The organism is Haloarcula litorea (assembly GCF_029338195.1).
In the GTDB taxonomy this organism is placed as follows: domain Archaea; phylum Halobacteriota; class Halobacteria; order Halobacteriales; family Haloarculaceae; genus Haloarcula; species Haloarcula litorea.
Genome location: NZ_CP119779.1, coordinates 270279 through 290412 on the forward strand (window position 1 = coordinate 270279; position 20134 = coordinate 290412).

The window sequence follows — 20134 nt, forward strand, 5'->3', positions numbered from 1 at the left end:
TACTGCCATACTGTTCGTGGCTAACCACCGGCCCCACATTATGCTACCCCTTGGCCACCGGAACGACCGACCGCGGAGCGCTCGGTGGAGCCTACGCGATCTGGTCGCGGTACTCGTCGGGCGACAGCAGGTCGTCGAGTTCCCCCTCGTCGGCCAGTTCGACTTCGAGCATCCAGCCGTCGGCGAACGGTGCCTCGTTGAGCAGCTCCGGCTCGTCGAACAGTCGCTCGTTGATCGCCGCCACGGTCCCGGAGACGGGCGCGTACACGTCGGAGACGGCCTTGATCGACTCCACGACGCCGAACTCCTCGCCGGCGGTCAGTTCCTCGCCCTCGTCGGGCAGTTCGACGAACACCACGTCGCCGAGTTCGTCCTGTGCGAAGTCGGTGATGCCGACGCGAGCGGTGCCGTCGTCGACGCGGACCCACTCGTGGGACTCCAGGTACCGGCAGTCGTCGGGGACTTGGAAGCTCATCTGTCGAGGAATGGCGTCGCCCTGGTACGTGCCTTCTTCGGTTCGCCGCGGACGACCACCCGGACCGACTGGCCGGGGTCGGCGTACGCCGGCGGGAGGTACGCCAGCGCGATCGGCTCGCCCAGCGTCGGGCTCATCGTCCCGCTGGTGACGTGGCCCAGCGTGTCGCCGTCCCGGGTCCGGACCTCGTAGCCGTGCCGCGGGACCCCGCGGTCGACCAGTTCCAGTCCGACGAGCTTCGCGTCGACGCCCTCGCGGTCGACCCGCTCCAGCGCGTCCCGCCCGACGAACTCCGTGTCGAGTTTCACCGTCCAGCCGATGCCGGCCTCGTGGGGCGTCCGGGGCTCGTCCTCGGGGTGGAAGTCCTGCCCCGAGAGGAGAAAGCCCATCTCCAGTCGGAGCGTGTCGCGGGCACCCAGCCCGCAGGGCTGACAGTCCAGCGCCGCCCAGACCGACTCGGCCTCGCCCCACGGACAGAGGATCTCGAACCCGCGCTCGCCCGTGTAGCCCGTGCGTGCGACCAGCGACTCGACGCCCGCGACCGGTCCCGATCCGACGTCGAACCGGTCCAGTTCGTCGAGGTCGACGTCCGTCTCGTCGGCGAGCAGGGTCGGCGCGTCGGGTCCCTGGACCGCGACCATCGCGTACTCGGTCGTCCGGTTCGTCACCGTCGCGTCCAGTCCCCACTCGTCGCGGTGGGTCGTCCAGCGGTCGGTCATCTCCTCGTCGTGGCCGGCGTTGGGGACGAACAGGAACTCGTCGTCGCTGTCGGCCGGGAGTCGGTAGACGACCGTGTCGTCGAGCATCACGCCCTCCTCGTCGGTGACGGCGGCGTACTGCGCCTCGCCGGGGGCGAGCGCCGTCACGTCGTTCGTCGTCAGTCGTTGCAGCAGCCGCTCGGCGTCGGGGCCGTCGACGGTCACCTGTCCCATGTGCGAGACGTCGAACTTGCCGACCGACTCCCGGACGGCGGCGTGTTCCTCGCGGATGGAGTCGAACTCGACGGGCATCTCCCAGCCGCCGAAGTCGGTGAACCGAGCACCGCCTTCCTCGTGGACCCGCGCGAGCGGGGGCGAGCGGAGCGTCATGTCCCGGAAATCGGCCCGACTTGCCTTACCAGTTGGCGTGTCGGCGCGGACGGCCGCGGTGTTTGCCAGGCTCGTAAATCGTATGTCGCGATAGCAAACTCGGATCGCCGGCCCACGAACACGGCTGCGTCCGTGACCCGGCGCGACTCGACGATTACCAGCGTGCATAACACGTCCGAAGCGCGGCTCGGGCGTCGGAGACGCTGGTGCCGGACGTCGGGGCATCCGGGTTCGGGCGGGTGGCGGGGAGCGACCGAACCGGTCCGACCGCGGTCGACACGCCGGACGTTCGGGTCGGCTAGCCGACGGTCCGGGCCGACGTCCCGCCGACCAGACCGCGACCCGAGACCGACTGAACGCTCGCAGCCGTGACCAGCGGGAGAGAGGGACCGACGACCACTGATCGCTCGGCTGGCTGGGTCCGCCCGCGTACGCGGGCGACGAGAAGCGCGGTGGTCGAACGGCACGGACTGGGGTGACGGAGGCCGACGAGCTTCGCAGGCCGCGCGATCCGTCCCACCCCGACGGTGTGGAAGACGCGGGACTACGTCGAGCGTCGTCGGGGAGCAGTTCGTCCCAGACCTGGGTGGTGTCCGGTGGCGTAGCGACCGCGCCCGACGGCGATCGGACGGCCCTCGGGGGACCGGACGGGTCGTCGACGCGAGCCGGCGGCCAGCACGCCGACGGAGCCGCCGCGGTCGACGGTGGTCACCGGGTTCGATATAGCGGCATTCGATTTACTTCCAGACGTCCGCCGACGGCGGAAAACAGCATACATAAAGCGAGCGCCCGGCGAGAGGGGCGTATGGATCTCCTCTCGCGGTTCCGCGGCGACGGCCCGTCCGAGGAGCGGACGCGGGTCGGCCTCTTCGTCGACGGACCCAACATGTTGCGCCCGGAGTTCGACGTCGACCTCGACGAGGTGCGGACCATCGCCGAGTCCTACGGCCCGCTCGCGGTGACGCGGCTCTACCTCGACGAGAACGCCTCGCCGGGGCTCGTCCAGGCGGGCGAGGCCCGCGGCTTCGAGGTGGTGACCACCAGCGGCGACGTGGACGTGAAACTGGCCGTCGACGCGACCGAGGCCGTCGCCGCAGACCGGGTCGACGCGCTCGTGGTCGCCTCCCGGGACACCGACTTCAAGCCCGTGCTGGAGGTCGCGGGCCGGCGCGGCGTCCGGACCGTCGCGCTCGCGCCGGGCGAACACGGCCGCTCGGACGCGCTCCGGAACGCCGCACAGGACGCGCTCTCGCTGGACGCCGACGTCGAGTAACCGTTTTCCGCGCCGCCCTCCCAGGCCCGCGTATGGACATCGAGGAGACGCCGGTGCTGGACAACCACCTGCACCTGGACCCGGTGAGCGGCCGCAACGTCGAGGCCGCCGAGGAGTTCGCCGCGAAGGGCGGGACCCACCTGCTGGTCCTCAACAAGCCCTCGTGGAAACTCGTGGAGACCGCGACGGACGAGGCGATCTTCCGGGAGTGTTTCGACCTGACCGTCGGAGCCGTCGAGGACGCGACCGAAGTCCTCCCCGGGCGCGCGTGGCCCGTCCTGGGCGTCCACCCGGCGCTGATCTCGAGGCTGGTCGAGGACGGCTACGGGCCGGACGCGGCCCGCGACATCATGCAGACGGGCCTCGACGTGGCCGCCGAGTACGTCGTCGACGGGCCGGCGCTGGCGATCAAGTCGGGGCGGCCACACTACGACGTCGACGAGGAGGTCTGGGCGGCCTCGAACGAGGTGATGCGCCACGCCTTCGAGCTGGCCGCCGACGGCGACTTCGCCGTCCAGTTACACACCGAGGGCGGCGAGGACTTCGAGCAGGTCGCGGCGTGGGCAGAGGAGCGGGGGCTGGACCGAGAGCGGGTCGTGAAACACTACTCCGGCGGTCGGTTGCAGGGGCCGACGAAGTCGGTGCTGGCCGACAAGGACGAACTGCTGACGGCGGTCGAGGAGGGCGACCCCTTCCTGATGGAGACCGACTACATCGACGACCCGGACCGACCGGGAGCCGTGTTGGGGCCCAAGACGGTGCCGCGTCGGGTCCGCTGGCTGCTGGAGGAGGGACACGCGGCGGCCGTCAGGACGGCCCACGTCGAGACCCCGCGGGCGGTCTACGGCATCGATACCGAGGCGACGCTGTCGCGGTGACCGGACGGCCGACGGGCTGCGATCCGTGGAACTTAGATGAGGAGTCGACTATATATCCGTCTGTACTCTCACGACCGTGGCGCGCCACAGACCGGACCTACCGCCGGTTTCGGGATGGTACCGTCCAACATAGAGGTGTGCGTGACCAGTCCCCCATCTCGCCGTTGAGGCTGCCAGAGGCGGTGTCTCCCCGATGGTGGACGTTCAATATCGGACGGTAGAGAGAGTCTATCACTGATCGATCCGTGCTCGTGGGAAAATATATAGAGAGGAGTGGATTTATGCCGAGTGGACTCCGAACGTCGGGTACATGGAAACCCGCAAGGTGCAGGTGACCGGCGGTTCGACGTACACCGTCTCGCTCCCGAAAGACTGGGCCACCGACAACGACGTCAGCGCCGGCAGCGTCGTCGAGTTCCACGCCGAGGAGGACCTCCTCCTGCTCGCGCCCAAGCGCGAGGACGACCGGGTCGAGGGGACCCTCGACGTGTCGGGCCTGGAGAACAAGCACGAACTGACGCGGGGCGTGATGACGATGTACGTCAGCGGGTTCGACGTCATCCGGCTCGAGGCGACCCGGATCACCGCCGAGCAGCGACGCATCATCCGGGACGCCACACAGGGGCTCGTGGGGCTGGAGGTCATCGAGGAGACCTCCGACCGCGTCGTCCTGCAGGACCTGCTGGACTCCTCGGAGCTGTCGGTCCACAACGCCATCACGCGGATGCGGCTGGTGTCGCTGACGATGCTTTCCGACGCCGTCGAGGCGCTGATCGAGGACGACGACGACCTCGCACAGGACGTGACACAGCGCGACGACGACGTCGACCGCCTCTGGTACATGGTCTCGCGAGTGTTCCGGACGGTGCTGCGGAACCCCACGGCCGCCAACGAGATCGGGTTCCCGCGGGAGACGGTGTTCGACTACCAGTCAAGCGCCCGGCAGCTGGAGCGGATCGCCGATCACGCCACGAAGATCGCCGGCCTCTCTCAGGAGATCGGCGAGATCACCGGCGAGACGGCGGAGCTACTCCGCGACCTCGAAGCCGAGGCGACGGACATCCCCGAGCAGGCGATGGACGCCCTGCTGACCGACGATTCGGACGAGGCCGTCGAACTGGCCAACGAGGCCCGGGCCGGCATCCCGACCGTCGACGAGACGGCCCGAGAGGTTGACAGCCAGGTCCGCGAACTGGACCCACAGAGCGCACAGATCCTGGGCCGGGTCGTGGACTCGCTGTCCCGGACCGCAGACTACGGCGGCAACATCGCCGAGAGCGCGCTCCAGAAGGCCGCACCGCGGCCGTAGTACCCGTTGGGGTCGGCTGTGTCACTCCTCGGTGCTGGCAGTGGAGAAAAGCGTGACGACGGTCGCTACTCGACGAGGACGGCGTTGACCTGTCCGCTCTGACCGGGGCGGGAGGTGACGCGGGCCCGGCCCTCGGACGTCTCGACGATCGCGCCCTTCGTGATGATGTTCCGGCGGGCGTAGTTGGGGTTCGAGGGGTTCTCGACGACGTTCTCGATGGTCGCCTCGCTGGTCTCGGCACCGTCGGCGACGGTGGCCACGTCCGTCGTGACCGCGCGGACCTTCACCGTGTTGCCGCGGGCGTCGACGACCTTCAGCTTCTGGTCGCCGACCTGTGTCTCGGTGGACTCGCGGCCCAGTTCGTGTTTCTTCTTCTTGTGGTTCGGCCGCCGTCGGCCGCCGGTCCGCTTGCGGGGGGAACGCGACTGATCTTTCATACCCGATGCATATCCGAGCGGCTACTTGAACCGTTCGATGCCGGGTCGTCGCCGACACGGCCCCGGAGGCCGGTCTCGCGCCCCGGCGGCGGAGCCGCCTCGCACAGCGGGCGACGCTGTCCGCCCGCTCACCCGACCGGTATATCCACACGCGCTATATCGAATCGGCCACCGAGCGCGGCGTCGGGTCGGTCGCGGCGTGTCTCGACGCCGGCCCCCGCGTCCGTCGCCGTCAGTCGTCCGCGGCGGCCGGGGCGGTCGCCCGCGCCGCCCGCGGCTCGGGCTGTTCGACCATCGGCTCCCACTCGGCGTCGCCCTCGTAGTGGAAAGCGCGGTGGTCCTGCGTCGGGTCGACGACCGTCAGCGAGAGCCAGCCGTTGTCCAGCAGCTGCGTCACCGCCTCGTGGTCCGCCAGGACGTCCCGGACGCGCTCGACCGGCGCGTGGACGACCGTCGAGAGGCGGAGCGGCTGGTGGTACGGCTCGTCGGCGGCCGCCATCAGCGACTGGAGCGGGAGGCCGGTCATCAGGTCGCCGCCGTTGCCCTGGTAGACGCCGACGTTCCCGACGGGGTTGTGAGTCACCTTCGACCCGCTCCCGTACACCGCGTTGTCGACGGTCGAGAAGTAGTACTGGGCGTTGATCCACTGGGTGACGACCATCGGCCCGGTGAGGATCGCCTCGAGCGCGTCCCCGTCCGCGTCGGTCGACCAGTCGTAGGAGTGGAGGAAGGCCCGCCCGTCGAGGTCGAGATCGCTGGTCAGCTCGCGGGGGCCGACGACGAAGCCGGCGTTGCCGGCCAGGCCCCACTCGGGACGGGTCTCGGCCCAGTCGGCGGCACGGCGCTCCGTCTCGGCGACGGCCGTCGAGCCGTCCGCGCCCATCGACTCGGCGCGCTCGGCGGCCGCGTTCTCGCGGGCAGTGGCGAGGTCGGCCCGCAGTTGGTCGAGGTCGTCCGCGTGGCTCTCCGGGACGTCGCCGTCGTACAGCTCGATCTCGTCGGTCGTCGTGTTGTGCTCGCCGGCGACGAAGACGGTGTCGGCGGGGAGGTCGAACCCGCGGTCGCGCAGCGCCGTCCTGACCTCGTCGTCGTTGCAGATCGTCGCGAGCACGCGGGCGTTCGGACCGCCGGGGTTGCCGGCACAGGCCCCACAGTCGAGACTCGAGTCGTAGGGGTTGTTGGCCGTCTCGCTCGCGTGTCCGGTGAAGACGACGAGCCGACCGAACTCCTCCCAGCCCATCAGCTCGAAGGCGGTCGCCGCGTACTCGACTTTCTCCTCGTGGGTCAGGCCGACGGGTAGGTCCCCGGCGTACGTGTGCTGGTGGTGGACGAGCTGGTCGCAGAACTCGTGGTCGTCGGGGACCGTCTCGTCGGCGGTGTCGAGGAGATCGGAGACGCGGCCGGGCAGGAGCGTGCGGGCCGCGAGCGCCAGCCCGTACCCGCTGCCGGCGTTCTCGACGAAGCCGAAGGCGGTTCCGGGGTTGGTCTTCAGCGTCTCGACGGCCTCGCTCGCGGCCTCGCGGAGGCGCGACCAGCGGTCGCGGCGCGCCTGGCGCTCGTCGTCGTCGGGCATCTCGGTGATCCGGTGCTGTGGGTCGAGGATCGGCGGGCAGGCGTCGACCGAGACCTCGGCGTCGTACCCCTGGTACTCCATCGGGATGCCGAAGAACCCGGCGTAGCCGTGTGTCTCGTAGTCGCCCGTGGCTTCGACGTGGCGGCGGATGATCTCCGAGCGGGTGTCGATACAGAAGACCAGCTGTGCGTCCGGGCGACCCGACGGTTCGCGCTCGGCGAGCGCCCGGCTCTCGGCCGCGACGGACTCGACGACCTCGCCGCGGTAGCTCGCCTCCCACGCGCTCAGGAACGCCTCGGCGAGTTCGTCGGCCGCGTCGGCCTCGGTGCTGTCGGGACCGGTCGCGGGCTCGATGTCGACGCCGAACGCGTCAAGCAGCGAGAGGCGGGCCGCGAGATAGCCCGCGAGCGTGATCGGGTACGCCGACTGCCACGCGCCCTCGTCGTCGGCGCGCTGTTTGACGAACCCGCTCCAGCCGGGGAGCGCGGCCAGTTGCTCCTCGAAGATCGGCACCCACTGGCTCTCGGGGTACGGCTCCAGCACGGCCTCGATGGCCGCTTCGGGCGTCTCGGGCAGGTCGGCGGCGATCCCCTCGTCGGGGATCTCGCCGTCGTGTTCGGCCACCTCGCGGAAGGCGGCGTAGAAGCCCTCCGCCCGGTTCGGCATCGGCCAGTGGGCACGGCCCTCGTCGAGGAAAGCCGACAGCCACTTGGTCAGGACGTGGTCGACGCGCTCTTCGTCGGTGTCGGGAGCGTCCGCGTCGACGCCGGTGTCCATCCGTTCGAGCAGCGCCTCGGGGTCGGCCTCGTAGCCGCGCTCGGTGAGTTCCGCGTCGAGGACCTCGGGGTCGATCTGTCCGGCGTCGAGGGCCGCCCGGAACGTCTCCGGGCGCGGGTACCCCCGACCGCCGAGCAGATCGGCCGCCTGCGTGACCGCCTCGCCGAACTCCAGGTCCTCGAACCCGGAGAGGGGGTTGGCCGTCACGAACGAGTGGATCGGCCACACCGATCCGACGGTGGTCGCTGCCTTGTCGATGCTGTCGTGGATGGTGGACTCAGTACTCATTGTACTCCTCCGTGGCGGTCAGGACGGTGCTGGACGCCGGCTGGCTCGCGTTCACGAGGGCGACGTAGAGCCGCTGGCTGCGTTCGTGGACGCCGGTCTCCAGGGCGACGTAGGCCGCGAGGAAGACGGCCGCGACGAGGGCGTGCAACGCGCTCAGTTCGGTGGGTGCCGAGACGACGGGGAGGTCACGCAGGAGCGCCAGGACGGCCTCGTAGACGACCGCGTAGACGGTGATCGCCGGGAGGGCGACCGCCGGGACGGCCCCGTACCGGACCGCCGCCGGGAGCGAGGTGTGCCCCACGACGCTGTGGGCCGCCTGGAGCGTCGTGAGCACCACGAACAGGACCAACAGGAGGCCGCTGTCGAGGGTCGTCCCCTTCCCCGTCAGCACCGCGAACAGCACGCCCCCGGCCAGTCCGGTCAGGAGCGTGACGGCGAGACCGACGCCGCTCGCGTGCTCGCTCGTTTCGCCCGGGGCGGTGCGCTCGACCTGACCGCCCGAACCGAGGAACTGGTAGGCCTTGTAGAACCCGTGTAGGACGAGGTGCGTGATCGCGGCTCCGAAGAACCCGAGTCCGGCCTGCATAATCATGAAGCCCATCTGCCCCACCGTCGAGCAGGCCAGTTCGCTCTTGACGTCCGGCTGGACCGACTTGAGGAGCTTCCCGGACAGCGCGCTCGCCGCGCCGACGACGACGACCGCGAGCATCAGCGTCGCGTCGACGGTGACGACCGGCGCGAAGCGGGCCAGCAGGATGCCGCCCGCGTTGACGAACCCCGCGTGCATCAGCGCCGACGCCGGGGTCGGTGCGGTCATCGAGGAGAGGAGCCAGCGGTGGAACGGGACCAGCGCCGACTGGATCATCGCCGCGAGGACCAAGGCCCCGGCGGCGACGACCCACATCGGCCCCCCGAGCGTCTCGGCCGCCGCGGCGACGCCGGAGACCGTCGTGGCCCCGGTCGCCAACCACAGTCCCGTCAGCGCGACGCCCAGGAGCGCGCTGCTGGCGAGGAAGTACTTGCGGGCGACCGCCGCGGCCGCCTGAGCCTGTTTCCACTCGCCGACGATACCGACGAGGTTCGCCATCAGCAGCCCCATCGCCAGCCACAGGCATCCGAACAGGGCGAGGTTGTCGGCCGCGACGAGGCCCATCACGGTCACGGTGAAACCGAACACCGTGAGGAAGAAGCCCGACTCGTGGGCGCTGCCGGCCATATAGCGGCGCGAGTAGCTGTGGACGATACCGCTGAAGAAGGTCACGACCACCCACATCAGGACAGTCAGCCCGTCGATGGCGACCAGGCCGGGGATCGACCAGGTGCCACCGAACTGGACTCGGGTGACCAGCGCGGCGATACTCGCCGCGAACAGTGACCACACGAGCCACGTGAGTGCGACGGGCACGAGCGGCGACTCCGCCGCCGTGTCCGGGAGCGCTCCGACCGTCGTCTGCGAGGTGCGTCCTGACATCGTTACAGTCCGTTCGGGACCAGCCCCGGAGCCGGGAGCCGCCGGATGACCGGGACTGGTCGCCTTCACCACTATTTGAGAACAGAACGTCTATTAAATCTACTGATCTTACCGAAACGTTCGCAAAAAGGTTATTATAGAACATTATGTTTTCATAGATCGTGCAGGATCGACGACGAGTCGGCGGAGACGCTTCCGGTCCGACTCCGGCCGTCGTCGGGGAACCGACGCCGGACCGCTACGCGTGGAATCCGGGCGGTATGCCGGTTCGGACTCGGTGCGTGCGAGCGATCAGAGCGGATCCGTATCCGCCCGGATGCACTACCTCCGCTCGCGGTCGCCGGGGACGTCTTCGCACTCAGGTGGCAGTATCGTTACCGAACTGTTCTAGAGACGCACCTATCGAGACCGAACCGTTACACTTCCGGGACGACGAGGGCTCCGCTCCAGTCGGGCGAGTCCGGGCTCGCGCCGGGCGGGGCGTCGCTCAGGGTCGGTCGCCGGTGTCGAACTTCCCGAACGGCGTCGTCTCGTGGCTCCGAACCAGGACCTCGTCGGCGACGGTGAGTCCCATATCGAGGAGTTCCTGTGCGACCGGCGTTATGTCGTCGTCGGACTCGCCGACGGCGGTGACGAGGAGGTTCTGTTCGCCGGTGACCAGCTCCTGGACCGAGATGACGCCGTCGATGTCCAGAATGTCGGGGATGAGGTCGCCACGTTCGGGGATCGAGGCGGTGCAGTAGAGCAGCATCCGGAGCGGATACCCGGACCGCTGGTAGTCGACGCTGGCGCTGTATCCCTTGATGACGCCCTCGGACTCGAGGCGCTGGATCCGCTTGCGGACGGTGCTGTCCGAGGTCCCGGTCCGTTCCGCGATGTCGCCGGACGACGTGTTCCGGGCGTCCGCCTGGAGCGCGTACAGGATCGCCCTGTCGACGTCGTCGATCTCCTCGTCGGCCATACCCGTACGTCCGCGGCAAAGACACTTTACCTTTGTACGTTGTTCGACGGCACGATCGACCCGGCCGCGACGCCCGGGGGCCGACCCCGAAGACCGAAATCCGTATGCCGACCCCGACCCGTGTCACCCACGATGAGTCTGAAGACGGCCGTGGCCGCCCCGTTCCGCCAGCGCGGGACCGACCGGATGGGGGAGAGCGAGTTCGTCGTGGCCCTGTCGCTGGACCGGAACTGGTTCTCGCCCGATCAGGCGAAGACCCTCGTCGACGTGGCGGCCAGCGAGGGGCTGGTCGAACAAGACGGGGACGACCTGGTCGCTGGGTTCGACCCGGCCGCCGTCGAGATCCCCGACGGGTTCGCGCCCGAGGAGGACGTCCTCCGGTCGCGGTCGACGTTCGAGCGGGTCCTCGACGCCCTCGTGGAGGCGGGCGTCGACAAGCAGTCGGCCGTCGCGGGCATCAACAAGCGCCAGGCGGAGCTGGGCGTGACGCTGGAGGCCGCGGCCGTCGTCTACGCCCGACAGGAGGGCGTCGCCGTCGAGGCGGCGGCCGCGCAGGCCCGGGAGGACCTCTGATGGTCGAGGACCGCATCACCGACGGCAAGCGCATCGGGCAGCTGCTGGCCTCCGAACTGACGGGGCTGGAACGCGGGCCGCTGGGGTCGGTGTCCGTCACCGAGGCCGACCCGGACGTGACGCCGACGGCCGACGGGGCGTTCGCCTACGCCGTCACCGACGGGGACGAGCGGATCGGCGAGGTGTCGGTGACGCCGGGGACGGCACGGCTGACGCTGCGCAGGCAGGGGGACGTGTCGGTCGACGACGAGGACGCGACGACCGACCGCGAGGACGTGACGGTCGAGTCGGGGGCCGACCGGGCGGTGCTCGTCGCCCACAGCGGCGCGGCCGTCAAGGCCCTCGTCGACGCGATCGCGGCGCGCCGGTAGTCAGGACGGCTCGGCGAGCGTCTCCGCGGTCCAGGCGATGAAGCCCGTCAGCACCAGCGCCGCGCCGACGAAGGCCATCGTCGCCGCCGTGGCCAGCACGAGCACGGAGATGCCGAGCGGCGACCCGGCGGCCATCACGATCGGTGCGAGGACGATACACAGCGAGCCGAGCGCGACCGCGCGGCGTTGTTTCGCCGAGAGGTCGACGCCGACGTGGAACAGCGAGTCCGAGGGCGGGTCGGGCGCGGCGAGCCCCAGGCAGAACAGCGGGACGCCGACGAAGACGAGCGTCGCGGCCAGCGCGTTCGCCCAGAACGCCCACGCCACCGTCGCGGGCGTCAGCGACAGCGCGACGCCGGCGAGCAACAGCACGACGCCGCCGACGGCCCCGACCGGACGGAGTCGGGAGTCGTCCAGCGCGCCGTCGAGACTGGGCAGCGTCTCCGCGACGTGGCCCACGTCGAGGGAACGGTCCATACCGCCGCCTTGCACCCCCACCGCCATATAGCCGCAGGCCCGAGTATCAGTTCTGATACGCGGGGGCGAGCGACGCCGGTCGGGAGGGAAACGCTTGTATCCGTCCCCCTCGCCGGGCCACCTATGCAGTTCTTCGATCGGCTCGGGGACCGCATCGAGACCGCCGACAGCGTCGTCTCGGTGGGGCTGGACCCCGACCTCGACCGGCTCCCGGAGAGCGTACAGGACGCCGACCTCCCGCGCTGGCAGTTCAACCGCCGCGTCATCGACGCCACCCACGAGCACGCCGCCTGCTTCAAGCCCAACGCCGCGTTCTACGAGGACCCGGACGGCTGGCGGGCGCTCGAGGAGACGGTCGCGTACGCACACGGGAAGGACGTCCCCGTGCTCCTGGACGCAAAGCGGGCCGACATCGGCAACACCGCCCGCCAGTACGCCCGCATCCTCGACGACGACCACGGGCCGGCGGTCGACGCCATCACCGTCAACCCCTTCCTCGGCCGGGACGCGCTGGAGCCGTTCCTCCAGCGCGAGGACAAGGGGATCTTCGTCCTCGGCCGGACCTCCAACCCCGGGGGCGCGGACCTCCAGAACCTCGAGTTGGCCTCGGGCGAACCCCTCTACGAGCGGGTCGTCCACCTCGCGGACCTGTGGAACGACAACGGCAACGTGGGGCTGGTCGTCGGGGCCACCGCGCCCGAGGAACTCGAAGCGATCCGCGACCTCGTCCCGGACATCCCGTTTCTCGTCCCCGGCGTCGGCGCGCAGGGCGGCGACGCCGAGGCCGCCGTCGAGCACGGGCTGGCCGACGGCGTCGGCCTGATCAACTCCTCGCGGGGGATCATCTTCGCCGGGGAGGAGGCGGCGGACCGCGGCGAGCCCGACGCCTTCTTCGACGCCGCCGGCGACGCCGCCAAGCGACTGAAACAGCGACTCAATCGGTACCGCTAGAACCGGAGGGTGTCCTCGTCGTCCGGGACGCCCCGTCCCGACGCCTCGTCCCGCCCGACCCCGCCGCGTCGGGCCCGCGCAGCACATTCGGCACAGAACCCCAGATCGTCGTCCCAGTCGTCGTCACAGACGAGGTTCCCGCACTGGTCACAGGAGTGGTCGGCCGGTGCGCTCTCGCAGATCTGACACAGACCGGTACGGCTCATGCGAGACGGTAGCACGCCGACGCACTTGAACTGACGGCCGGCGGACAGGCGAGACGCTTACCAGGGTTCGGTCCTAACCCCGATTCGTGCAGTACGACCGGCTCATCAAGGGTGTCGCGGCGGTGTTCGCCGTCCTGACAGCGATGCTGACCGTCACCGGCCTGTTCGGGAACCCGGCCGTCCTCGTGCTCGCGGCGATGTTCGCCGCCTCGACGTACTTTATGTACTACCACGTCAGCGGCAAGATGGCCGCCGACCTCTACGACCGCGTCGAGCGGCGGGCCGCACAGGGTGGGGCGCGTCGGGACGGCGCGCGCCGCGGCGGGTTCGGTGCCGGCCCGCGGGACGACTGGGAGCCCCCAGGCGGGGACCAGCGCGTCGGCGGGTTCGCCGGGCGAGCGCGGCAGGCGCGCCGGCAGGCCCGCGAGACGGTCGGAGGCGGCAGACAGCGCCAGCGGCGACAGCGACGGCGGAGCGGCCAGCGGGTGGCGTCGTCGAGCGGGCCGACCCCCAGCGAGGCCTACGACCGGCTGGGGCTGGACCCCGGCGCGGACGAGGAGGCGGTCAAGCGAGCCTACCGCGAGCGCGTCAAGGAGGCGCACCCGGACACCGACTCCGGGAGCGAGCGAGAGTTCAAGCGGGTCCAGGCCGCCTACGAGCGACTGACCGACGACTGACCGCAACGGCCAACACCGTCGAGCGACCACGGCCGGTATGGCCGAGACGCCGCCGCTCGTCGTCGACATCGACGGCACGCTGACCGACGAGTCCCGCGCTGTCGACCCCCGGGTGTTCCCCGCCCTCCGCGAGTGGCCCGAACCCGTCGTCGTCGCCACCGGGAAGGCGATGCCCTACCCCGTGGCGCTCTGTGAGTTCCTCGGGATCGAACGGAGCGTGATCGCCGAGAACGGCGGCGTCGTCTTCGTCGAGCGGACCGACGAGCTCCGGATCGCGGGCGACGGCGAGGCCTGCCGGGCCGTGGTCGCGGCCTACCGCGACCTGGGCCACGAGACCGGCTTCGGCGAGGTCGACCTGGCGAACCGCTGGCGCGAGACCGAGGCGATCGTCAGTCTCGACCAGCCGAAAGCGCCGCTGGAGCGGCTGGCCGCGGAGCGCGGCCTCGTCGTCCTCGACACGGGGTTCGCCTACCACGTCACCGACCCCGGCGTCGACAAGGCGACCGGGCTGGCGGCGGTCTGTGCGGAGCTGGGACGCGATCCCGGCGACTTCCTCGCCGTGGGAGACTCCGAGAACGACGCCGAGCTGTTCGACGTCGCCGGCGAGTCCGTCGCCGTCGCCAACGCCGACGAGACGGCGCGGGCGCGGGCCGACCGCGTCGCCGACGCCCGCTTCGCCGACGGCTTCCTCGAGGCGGTCGCTCCGTACCGGAGCTGAGCCGGCCGTGTCCGCCGAGCGGTACTGTGAGAGACAGACGCAACCACTCCTCTAAACGGCCGATAGCGACGCCTTACCGGGGAAGGCTTATGTCTGCCCCTCCGTAACGGTCGGCCATGAGCCCCGACCGGGCCGTCCTCCGGCGCGCGCTGGACCGCGGCGAGGAGGAGGGCGGCAGCGTCGAGTTCAAGGAACGGCTCACAGAGGAGCTCCACCTCGCGGAGGGGCGACTCGAATCGCTGGCGGCGCAGCTCCGCCACCGCGTCCTCTCCGGGGACGGCGAGGCCACCTACGTCGTCGGCGTCACCGACGACGGCGGGCTGGCCGGCATCTCCCCCGACGAGTTCTCCGAGTCGATGGACGTGTTGAGCCTGCTGGCCGAGGAGGCCGGCGCACACATCGAGGACGTCGAGACGTGGGGCGTCGACGGCGTGGCGGACGCGGCGGCCGGCGACGAGCCCGACGGCATCGTCGGCGTCGCGACGGTCCGGGAGGGCACGGTGCTGGAGGACGACGACCACATCGTCGTCGGCACCGCCGGCCACGTCGACCACGGGAAGTCCACCCTCGTCGGCTCGCTGGTCACCGGCGAGGCCGACGACGGCGAGGGCGGCACGCGGGGCTTTCTCGACGTCCAGCCCCACGAGGTCGAGCGGGGTCTCTCGGCGGACCTCTCCTACGGCGTCTACGGCTTCGACGACGACGGCCCGGTCCGGATGGACAACCCACACCGGAAGAGCGACCGCGCCCGCGTCGTCGAGGAGTCCGACCGGCTCGTCTCGTTCGTCGACACCGTCGGCCACGAGCCGTGGCTCCGGACGACCATCCGCGGGCTGGTCGGACAGAAACTCGACTACGGCCTGCTGACGGTGGCCTGCGACGACGGCGTCACGGAGACTACCCGCGAGCACCTGGGCATCCTCCTGGCGACGGACCTGCCGACCGTCGTCGCGCTGACGAAGGCCGATCTGGTGGACGACGAGCGGGTCAACGAGGTCGAGCGCGAGGTCGAACGCGCGCTGCGGGAGGTCGACAAGACGCCGCTGCGGGTCGACCGCCACGGCGTCGAGGCCGCCATCGAGGAGATCTCCGAGACGGTCGTCCCCATCCTCACCACCAGCGCGGTCACCGGCGAGGGGATGGACACGCTGGACGAGCTGTTCGAGGCGCTGCCAAAGACCGCCGGCGAGGTCGGCGACTTCCGGATGTACGTCGACCGCACCTACAACGTCCAGGGGGTCGGGGCCGTCGCCTCCGGGACCATCAAGTCCGGCGAGGTGGAGGCCGGCGACGAGCTCCTGCTGGGGCCGATGCAGGACGGCGCGTTCCGCGAGGTGGAGGTCCGCTCCATCGAGATGCACTACCACCGCGTCGACGAGGCAAGGGCCGGGCGCATCGTCGGCATCGCGCTGAAGGGCGTCCGCGAGGCCGACGTCGAGCGCGGGATGGTGCTGCTGCCGGTCGACGCCGACCCCGACCCGGTCCGGGAGTTCGAGGCCGAGGTGATGGTGTTGAACCACCCGACCCGGATCGACGACGGTTACGAGCCCGTCGTCCACCTGGAGACCGTCAGCGAGGCCGCGGCGTTCCACCCCGACGGCGGCCAACTGCTGCCGGGCGACGCCGGCGAGACGACGGTCCGGTTCAAGTTCCGCCCGTACTTCGTCGAGGAGGGGCAGAAGTTCGTCTTCCGCGAGGGGCGCTCGAAGGGGGTCGGCACGGTGACGGCCGTCCACACCGACGGGTCGGAGTAGGGTTGGTCCGCCGGCACTACACCCGCCGGTACGCGCCGTCGCGGCGCTCGATGAGTCCGAACGCCTCGGCCCATCCCAGCAGGTGCTCGACACGGTCGCGCCACTCCCGCTCCCAGTCGGGCGAGCGCTCGCGCTCCCAGTTCGGTACCGCGTCCCTGACCGCGTCGAACACCTCTGCGGCGGTGAGCGGGCCGTCTTCCAGCGCGGCCAGCAGCTCGGGGACGCCGAACACCCGCTCGCGGTAGGCGTCGGCAAGCGTCGCCCGGTCGGGGTCGGCCTGCGTCCGGTGGTAGCCTCGCTCGCTCTCGGCGACGAGGCCGAGCGCACGCGCGAAGAGCAGGTACTGTCGGGCCGTCTCCCGGTCCGAGAGGTCGGTCGCCGCGACGATGGCCCGACAGCAGTCGGCCTCGGCGTCGGGCAACAGGGGCACCGCCGCCTGCACGTCGGCCAGGAACGCCGGCGAGCGCGGCGGCGGGGCGACCTTGAACCGCATCAGAGGCCGAAGCTCTCGGCCAGCACGGCCTCGTGCGTGTCACCGACCACGTGGGTGTCGCCGCCGACCACGTCGACGGTGACCTGAGCGGGCGCGAACAGCTCAACCGGGAGGTCGCCGAAGGCCCAGTCGACGTCCGCGAAGACGCCCGCCAGCGGTTCGCCGTACTCCGCGCCGGCGATCGAGGCGACCTCGTCGAAGCGATCGAACGGTTCGTCGACGGTGAGGTGGACCTGCGCGCCGTAGGCCAGCGCGTCCGTCGTACGGGCCATCGCGGACGCCTCGTCGCCGGCGACCGGTGCGACCGGGGCGCGCGCGTTCGCGGACAGGACGTTCACCGGGTCGAAGCCCAGTTCCGAGAGCCGGAAGCAGGCGAGTTCGGCGGCCCGGGCGGCCGCGACGACGCTGCCCGTGACGCTCGCGGTGGCGAACGTCGGCAGGAACACGCCCGTCTCCGGGACCCCGGTTCGTTCGGCGACCTGTGCGGCGACGGCCTCGTCGGGGAGCCGGTCGGACTCGACCGCCAGTACGGCGAAGTCGGCGTCCTCGCGGTAGCCCACCCGCTGGTAGATGTCCTCCTCGGCCACCAGCGCGCGGGCCGGGCCGCTGCCCAGCCCCTCGAAGTCGTCGGTCGACAGCTCCCAGCCGCCCTTGGCGGAACAGAGCAGCGCCAGCGCCGGGTGGTCCGTCGACAGCTCGACGTGGGTCAGGGGCGCGCCGGCGACCTCGGCCATCGTCGACTGGACCGTCGACAGCCCCGCGGTCTGGATCTCCGCGAGGACCAGGCCGGCCTCGACGGCCCCCGGCACCTCGACCCCGAAGTCCAGCACCGCGGCGTCTCCCTCCAGCGCGTGGACGTCTATCGTCAGCTCCTCGGCGAAGTCGATGGCCTCGTCGACCAGCTCCGTGGCCATCCGGTTGAGACTCTCCATACGCGGGACTTCGGCATCGTCCCTTTTAGTCCTCGGCTTCCTCGGCGTCGCTGCGGGCGGCCCGGCCCAGCGACGCCTCGACGGCGGCGACCTTCTCGTCGGCCCGCTGGTCGACCGTCCGCTTGTCGTCGATCTTCAGGAACGTCTCGACGCGGTCGGCCTGGCCGCCGACGGCCTCGTGGGCGGCGTGGGCCGCGGCGAACAGCTCCGCGCTGTCCTCCGCCTCGACGATCGTCCCCATCGGCGTCGTCTCGTACTCGACGTCGAAGTCGTCCAGCGCCGCCACGGCGTCGGCGACGTAGGGGGCCATACTCTCCTCGACGACCGGTGCGACCGAGAGGAACCCGATGCAGGTCATAGACGGGACTGGGGCCGGGGGCCGCCTAACTGTGGCGCTCTCCGCGATCCGCCGCGTCGGGCCGGCGGGCGCGTGCGCCGGAGCGTGGGGGGCTGGGAAGCGTTATCTCCTCAGACGACGAACAACTGGTATGTATCGCTGGCAGATCGAGGTCTCGCGGCAGCTGGTCGTGGTGCTGGCGCTGCTCCTCGTCGTGTTCGGGGGGTTCGTCCTGTTGCTCCCCCGCTGTCGGTGGTCGGGTTCAAGCAGTTCCTCGAGTTCATCCTCCTGTGGAGCGTCCTCGACGTCGCGGTGGGCGGGGCGCGCTGGACGAACGTCCGCCGGGCGCGGCAGTCGGCCACCGCCGACCGCACGGCCCCGGACGAGCGCCGCGGGGAGTGAGACCCCCGCGAGCGCGAACGCAGCGGCGGCACCGGTCGCAGCGGGCGATCGAGTCCGGGGTCACTCCTCGTGCTCGACCCCGAGGTGGGCCTCGTAGGCGTCGACGACGGCCGCCGGTGCCTCGTGGCTCCGCCGCTCGGCCAGCAGCGTCGCGACGATGAGACAGGCCAACAGCGCGGCCGCGACGACCGTCGAGTCCCCCGGGTCGGCGGCGTCGAGCGTCCGGTGGAACCAGAACAGGTCGGTGAGCGGCGACGACCGGTGGACTTCATATAGTGTCTCGCGTGCGACGGGCGCGACCTGGTGGGCGTCGGGGAGCATCGCCCACCCGCCGCCGGCGAGGATGAGAGTCCGCGGGTAGCCGACGCCGGGGACCAGATACGTGACGGCGAGCGTCGTCAGCGTCGCACCGAGGGCGAAGTGCGCGAGTGCGATGGACACGCCGCGGAGTACGCGTGGCTCGGATATGAAACCACACCGTGACCGAGAATCCCGACGATCGGAAGCGGCCGCGGCTCGCGTCGCTCGTCGGTCGGCGTCGACAGAAGTGCGCTGGCTGGGATTTGAACCCAGGTTGTGACCATGGCAAGGTCACGTGATACCACTACACTACCAGCGCCCTGCTACACTCACACCTGGGGAGGGTGACGGATAAAAGGCTTCTGTTTTTCGGGGAGAACCGTGGGACGCGAGGGCAGTCGCCAGCTTACGGAAGCGGCAAAGCCCGTGGGTGCCGTTCACGCGCTACGGGCGGCGACGGCCCGTGTGAACGCGTCGCACCGCGAGCGTGAAGCGGGGTCTTTTTACGATAGGGATGGAGTAGTATCGGCACAGTCTAGTGGCGCGACGTGGAAGCGTCACGGTATGACGACCAGCGTGCTCGTGCCGTCTTCCCTCACACGGGAAGCCGAGGACCGCCGCGAGGCGACTCGCAAGCTCGGATACGTGGCCCGCGCGGCCACGGTGTTCCGGGCGGACCGGCTGACCGTCTTCCCCGACCCAGCGGGCGAGGGGAAGTTCGAAGACGGGTTCGTCGAAACCGTGCTGCGGTACGCCGCGACGCCGCCGCACCTCCGAAAGGAGATGTGGGGCAAGCGGGACGAACTGGAGTACGTCGGCGTCCTGCCGCCGCTCCGCGTGCGTTCACAGACCGGCTCCGGATCTGAGGGTTCGGGGTCGTTAAGACAGGGAATCGTGACCGAGGTCGGAGCTGATGGGCGCGTTCGGGTCAATTGCGGACTGCAACACCCGGTCTCCCTCCCCGTTCCCTCCGGAACGGAGGTCGGCGAGGGGGAGCGCGTGACCGTCAGGGTCTCTTCGCGACGGCCGGTCCGGGCGAAACTCGTCGAAGGCCCCACGCAGGGGTTCGACGTCGACGCCGCGGACCTCGATACGGCACTCTCGCGTGACGACGCCGGGCTCACCATCGCGTCATCGCGGTACGGCGAGCCGGTGTCGACGCGGCGACTCGGCCAGGTGGTCGAGCGGCGCGACGCCGAGGGCGGCATGACGGTCGCCTTCGGGGCACCCGAGCGTGGGCTGCCGTCCATACTCGACGTGGACCCGGGCTCCGTCGGTGGAGACCAGACGAGCGACGAACCCACAGGGTTCGACCTCTGGCTCAATACGGTTCCGAACCAGGGCAGCGAGGTCGTGCGAACCGAAGAAGCGCTGTTCGCCTCCCTCGCCTGTCTAACCCTCACGGAGTAAACG

At 70.5% G+C, this 20134-nt stretch carries 23 protein-coding genes and 1 tRNA gene; 11 read left to right on the forward strand and 13 right to left on the reverse strand.

Annotated elements, in window-relative coordinates; genetic code table 11:
• Positions 1-91: 91 nt before the first annotated feature.
• A complete protein-coding gene (gene gcvH, locus P0592_RS01455; RefSeq protein WP_276272486.1) occupies positions 92-475 on the reverse strand; it encodes a glycine cleavage system protein GcvH in 384 nt (127 codons plus the stop codon).
• The gene (gene gcvT / locus P0592_RS01460; protein ID WP_276272487.1) at positions 472-1563 is read right to left on the reverse strand and encodes a glycine cleavage system aminomethyltransferase GcvT; all 1092 of its coding nucleotides are present in this window, start codon (positions 1561-1563) and stop codon (positions 472-474) included. The genes gcvH and gcvT overlap by 4 nt, the downstream gene beginning before the upstream one ends.
• An 805-nt stretch (positions 1564-2368) precedes the next feature.
• Between gcvT and P0592_RS01465 the strand changes: the two genes are divergently transcribed.
• From P0592_RS01465 to P0592_RS01475, 3 genes are all read left to right on the forward strand, one after another.
• The gene (locus tag P0592_RS01465) at positions 2369-2836 is read left to right on the forward strand and encodes an NYN domain-containing protein (protein WP_276272488.1); all 468 of its coding nucleotides are present in this window, start codon (positions 2369-2371) and stop codon (positions 2834-2836) included.
• Between the two features lie 32 nt (positions 2837-2868).
• Complete coding sequence (locus P0592_RS01470) at positions 2869-3714, forward strand: TatD family hydrolase (RefSeq protein ID WP_276272489.1); 846 nt, start codon at positions 2869-2871, stop codon at positions 3712-3714.
• Between the two features lie 310 nt (positions 3715-4024).
• The gene (locus P0592_RS01475; RefSeq protein WP_276272490.1) at positions 4025-5023 is read left to right on the forward strand and encodes a phosphate uptake regulator PhoU; all 999 of its coding nucleotides are present in this window, start codon (positions 4025-4027) and stop codon (positions 5021-5023) included.
• A 65-nt stretch (positions 5024-5088) separates the two neighbouring features.
• Here P0592_RS01475 and P0592_RS01480 read toward each other — a convergent pair whose 3' ends face one another.
• The 4 genes from P0592_RS01480 to P0592_RS01495 form a co-directional block, all read right to left on the reverse strand.
• Positions 5089-5460, reverse strand: coding sequence for a 30S ribosomal protein S8e (locus P0592_RS01480; protein WP_276272491.1), 372 nt, complete (start codon positions 5458-5460; stop codon positions 5089-5091).
• A 232-nt stretch (positions 5461-5692) separates the two neighbouring features.
• Positions 5693-8098: a DUF2309 domain-containing protein gene (locus P0592_RS01485; protein ID WP_276272492.1), complete on the reverse strand. Its 2406-nt coding sequence runs from the start codon at positions 8096-8098 to the stop codon at positions 5693-5695.
• Entirely contained in the window at positions 8088-9569 is a 1482-nt protein-coding gene (locus tag P0592_RS01490) for a proton-conducting transporter transmembrane domain-containing protein (RefSeq protein ID WP_276272493.1), read from the reverse strand. The genes P0592_RS01485 and P0592_RS01490 overlap by 11 nt, the downstream gene beginning before the upstream one ends.
• A gap of 487 nt (positions 9570-10056) precedes the next feature.
• Complete coding sequence (locus P0592_RS01495; RefSeq protein WP_276272494.1) at positions 10057-10530, reverse strand: Lrp/AsnC family transcriptional regulator; 474 nt, start codon at positions 10528-10530, stop codon at positions 10057-10059.
• Between the two features lie 132 nt (positions 10531-10662).
• On the opposite strand from P0592_RS01495, the gene P0592_RS01500 reads away from it, so the two are divergent.
• A complete protein-coding gene (locus tag P0592_RS01500) occupies positions 10663-11103 on the forward strand; it encodes a DUF2240 family protein (RefSeq protein ID WP_276272495.1) in 441 nt (146 codons plus the stop codon).
• The gene (locus tag P0592_RS01505) at positions 11103-11474 is read left to right on the forward strand and encodes a DUF7993 family protein (RefSeq protein WP_276272496.1); all 372 of its coding nucleotides are present in this window, start codon (positions 11103-11105) and stop codon (positions 11472-11474) included. The genes P0592_RS01500 and P0592_RS01505 overlap by 1 nt, the downstream gene beginning before the upstream one ends.
• Here P0592_RS01505 and P0592_RS01510 read toward each other — a convergent pair whose 3' ends face one another.
• Positions 11475-11951, reverse strand: coding sequence for a hypothetical protein (locus P0592_RS01510; protein ID WP_276272497.1), 477 nt, complete (start codon positions 11949-11951; stop codon positions 11475-11477).
• Positions 11952-12074: 123 nt separating this feature from the next.
• On the opposite strand from P0592_RS01510, the gene pyrF reads away from it, so the two are divergent.
• Positions 12075-12902 (forward strand): orotidine-5'-phosphate decarboxylase, encoded by an 828-nt coding sequence (gene pyrF / locus P0592_RS01515; RefSeq protein ID WP_276272498.1) that lies wholly within the window; start codon positions 12075-12077, stop codon positions 12900-12902.
• Here the strand turns inward: pyrF and P0592_RS01520 are convergent.
• Entirely contained in the window at positions 12899-13108 is a 210-nt protein-coding gene (locus P0592_RS01520; RefSeq protein WP_276272499.1) for a hypothetical protein, read from the reverse strand. The genes pyrF and P0592_RS01520 overlap by 4 nt on opposite strands.
• 86 nt (positions 13109-13194) lie before the next feature.
• Here P0592_RS01520 and P0592_RS01525 point away from each other — a divergent pair, with 86 nt between their 5' ends.
• The 3 genes from P0592_RS01525 to P0592_RS01535 all read left to right on the forward strand — a co-directional run bounded on the left by P0592_RS01525 (position 13195) and on the right by P0592_RS01535 (position 16257).
• Entirely contained in the window at positions 13195-13785 is a 591-nt protein-coding gene (locus P0592_RS01525; protein ID WP_276272500.1) for a J domain-containing protein, read from the forward strand.
• 37 nt (positions 13786-13822) lie between these two features.
• On the forward strand, positions 13823-14503 hold the full coding sequence (locus P0592_RS01530) for a phosphoglycolate phosphatase (protein ID WP_276272501.1): 681 nt from the start codon (positions 13823-13825) through the stop codon (positions 14501-14503).
• Positions 14504-14619: 116 nt separating this feature from the next.
• The gene (locus P0592_RS01535; RefSeq protein ID WP_276272502.1) at positions 14620-16257 is read left to right on the forward strand and encodes a GTPBP1 family GTP-binding protein; all 1638 of its coding nucleotides are present in this window, start codon (positions 14620-14622) and stop codon (positions 16255-16257) included.
• Between the two features lie 16 nt (positions 16258-16273).
• Here the strand turns inward: P0592_RS01535 and P0592_RS01540 are convergent, their stop codons facing one another.
• The 3 genes from P0592_RS01540 to P0592_RS01550 are packed head-to-tail and all read right to left on the reverse strand — an operon-like array spanning position 16274 to position 18040.
• Positions 16274-16750 carry a double winged helix-containing putative transcriptional regulator gene (locus P0592_RS01540; RefSeq protein WP_276272503.1) on the reverse strand — a complete coding sequence of 159 codons (477 nt, stop codon included), beginning with the start codon at positions 16748-16750 and terminating at the stop codon, positions 16274-16276.
• On the reverse strand, positions 16750-17682 hold the full coding sequence (mch, locus tag P0592_RS01545; RefSeq protein WP_276272504.1) for a methenyltetrahydromethanopterin cyclohydrolase: 933 nt from the start codon (positions 17680-17682) through the stop codon (positions 16750-16752). The genes P0592_RS01540 and mch overlap by 1 nt, the downstream gene beginning before the upstream one ends.
• Before the next feature lie 25 nt (positions 17683-17707).
• Entirely contained in the window at positions 17708-18040 is a 333-nt protein-coding gene (locus tag P0592_RS01550; protein ID WP_276272505.1) for an MTH1187 family thiamine-binding protein, read from the reverse strand.
• 231 nt (positions 18041-18271) lie between these two features.
• On the opposite strand from P0592_RS01550, the gene P0592_RS01555 reads away from it, so the two are divergent.
• A complete protein-coding gene (locus tag P0592_RS01555; protein ID WP_276272506.1) occupies positions 18272-18421 on the forward strand; it encodes a hypothetical protein in 150 nt (49 codons plus the stop codon).
• Positions 18422-18481: 60 nt separating this feature from the next.
• Here the strand turns inward: P0592_RS01555 and P0592_RS01560 are convergent, their stop codons facing one another.
• Complete coding sequence (locus P0592_RS01560) at positions 18482-18862, reverse strand: hypothetical protein (protein ID WP_276272507.1); 381 nt, start codon at positions 18860-18862, stop codon at positions 18482-18484.
• Between the two features lie 107 nt (positions 18863-18969).
• Positions 18970-19040 (reverse strand) — tRNA-Gly (locus tag P0592_RS01565).
• Between the two features lie 245 nt (positions 19041-19285).
• Here P0592_RS01565 and P0592_RS01570 point away from each other — a divergent pair.
• Positions 19286-20131 carry an RNA methyltransferase gene (locus tag P0592_RS01570; protein WP_276272508.1) on the forward strand — a complete coding sequence of 282 codons (846 nt, stop codon included), beginning with the start codon at positions 19286-19288 and terminating at the stop codon, positions 20129-20131.
• Positions 20132-20134: the final 3 nt, after the last annotated feature.